Here is a 2,708-nt window from a genome sequence, read left to right on the forward strand (position 1 = left end):
GTGATGGGGAAGATGGGGCGTTATGAGACTGGTGTGATGGGCGGCATTGGCTCTTTGACCGCAGGGGCTGTGCTTTTGGGAATGTTTTGGAGTCCTTCTCTGGTTCAGGCCCAGGTGATTCCAGACGCTACGCTACCGTTAGAAAACTCCATCGTCACCACCGACGGCACCGCTTATCAGATCACGGGTGGGGCCAATCGGGGCAGCAACCTGTTCCACAGTTTTGAGCAGTTTTCGGTGCCAGCGGGCACTACAGCGGTGTTTGTCAATGCCGACAACATCGCCAACATTCTCAGCCGGGTCACGGGCGGCACCCGGTCAGATCTCCAGGGGACGATTCAAGCGGGGGGCAGCGCCAACCTGTTTTTGATCAATCCGGCGGGCATCGTATTTGGCCCCAATGCTCGGCTGGATATTGGCGGCTCTTTTTTCGCCAGCACGGGGGAAGGGCTGCGGTTTGACAATGGGTTTGTCTACGGTACGGCCAACCCAGAGGCCCCGCCGCTGCTAACGGTCAGTGCGCCCATCGGTCTCCGCTTGGGCAATGGCTCAGGGGGCAATACCCCAGGGGATATAGCGGTGGCCGGGGCAAACCTATCTGTGGCTGAGGGCCAAACCCTGGCGCTGGTAGGCGGCAATGTTTCCCTAACGGGAGCGCAGATCACGGCCCCGGGCGGACGGATTGAGGTTGGCGGCGTACAGGCAGGCCAGGAGCTAAGACTCACCCCTGACGGACCGGGGTTTGATGTGGGCTTCGACGGCGTGAATAACTTTGGCGATATTCAACTCTCGAATCGGTCAGTACTAAACGCCAGCGGGATAGCCGGGGGGGCCATTGATCTCCGGGGTCGATCCGTTACCCTGGCAGACCGGTCAGCTCTGATTTCTGACACATTGGGAGATCAGGATGGCCGGGGGGTTCAGGTTGCTGCTGATCAGTTTCGGCTGCTGGGTAGCTCCTACATTGGTGCCGCAAATTCAGGGAGTGGGGCGGGCAGCAGTGTCGAGGTTACGGCCAACGACATTGACATGGTTGGCACTGGCATCGCCAACTACAAACTTGTTGAGTTCAGCACCTTTTTGGGGGCTAGGCAGGTCAGTGATCGCCAGATTGGTGGCATCACAGCAACGACAACGGCATCAGGACGCGCTGGCGATATCTCTTTGCAGGCCCAACGGATTTCGCTGGACGCAGGGGTTTTGGTGTCTACTGAGACATTTGGCACGGGCGACAGCGGCGATATTCGTATTACTGCGACAACATCCTTCCGGGCGAGCGGTTCTGGGATTGTCTCGGGTAGTCGAGTGTCTGGCATCCCCTTGGTGACGCCCGATGGGTTCCCCACCGGATTATCTACTCGTGGTATCGCGGCGGGAGGGGGTGGCAATATTACGGTTAATACGGCGCAACTTCTCATTGAAGAGGGGAGTGCGATCGCCGCTCTCACGCTGAGCGATCAAGATTCTGGCAACATTTTGATCCGCGCACCCCATTCAGTGATCGTGAGGGGCTTTTTTGATCCATTTCCTCTGCCGACAACCCTATCAATGAATACGTTTGGCGGTAATGGAACCGCAGGCAACCTGCAAATTGAGACGGGGCGTTTACTGGTTCAAGACGGCGCAGCGATTATTGCTGATTCGGGAAGTAGAGGGATCGACGGCAACATCACTTTTGGTGGCGCAGCAGGTGATATATCCATTGTTGCTACTGACTCTGTTGACATCATCGGCAACCGGACTGTGGTTGCCGGGTTAGCAGCCAGCGGTGTGCGATCGCGAACCTTTTCTGATGCCCCTGCAGGCACGATCCAGATTGCTACCCCCCTTCTGAATGTTCGAGATGGGGGCCTCATTAGTAGCGCCACTTTAAACGACGGTGCCGGCGGTGCCATTAACATTGATGCCCAGATAGTCGTTGTGTCAGGGGATAGAAATCGCTCCGTCGAAACCTTCAGTAGCATTGGGGCCAGTTCAGGCGTTGAGCGTCAGACGGCGTTTACCACCGGAGCAATTGAGGCTTCACTCGCGGCTGGAGCCGGAGGTACCATCACCATCACCACGACGAATCTGGTTGTGCAGGGTGCCGCTGAAATTTCAGTAGGGAGTTTTGGTTCAGGTGCTGCTGGCAATCTCAATATTAGTGCCGAGGCCGTGCTTTTAGATCGCGACGGTAGCCTGACGGCAACGACGACCGTCGATGGTGGCGGCAATATCTTTCTGACCGCTGACACCCTGGCTTTAGACGGCAGCCGCATTACCGCGAGCTCAGAGAGCGGCGATGGGGGCAACCTGACCTTTACGCTGCGCGACCTACTGCTGCTTAGAAACGGCAGCCTGATTTCCACCGAAGCCGGTACCGCTGGGGCCGGGGGCAACGGTGGCGACATTACCCTGACTTTGCCAACCGGCTTTATCGTGGCCGTGCCGCTAGAAAATAGCGACATTCGCGCCAATGCCTTCGAGGGGGACGGCGGCAGCGTTACAATCACAGCCCGCAGCCTGCTAGGCATTGCCTTTCGCCCCGATGTGCTCGATACGCCCCTCAGCGACATCACCGCCAGTTCCCGCTTTGGCAACAGCGGCACCGTCACCATCACTGAACTGGCCCCCGATATTGCCCAGAATGAGGCTGAGCTACCCACGGAAACGGCCCCCACCGCCCTGGCCCAGGGCTGCCGCGCCCAGGGGACGCAATAGGGCAGCTT

General features: G+C 58.3%; 1 protein-coding gene. It reads left to right on the forward strand.

Annotated features, from left to right (window positions below; translation table 11 throughout):
• Nucleotides 1-2,700 (forward strand): filamentous hemagglutinin N-terminal domain-containing protein (locus IQ273_RS32325; RefSeq protein WP_228054329.1); only part of this gene is annotated, 2,700 nt, incomplete at its 5' end.
• Between the last annotated feature and the right edge of the window lie 8 nt (nt 2,701-2,708).

This window comes from Nodosilinea sp. LEGE 07298, assembly GCF_015207265.1.
In the GTDB taxonomy this organism is placed as follows: domain Bacteria; phylum Cyanobacteriota; class Cyanobacteriia; order Phormidesmidales; family Phormidesmidaceae; genus Nodosilinea.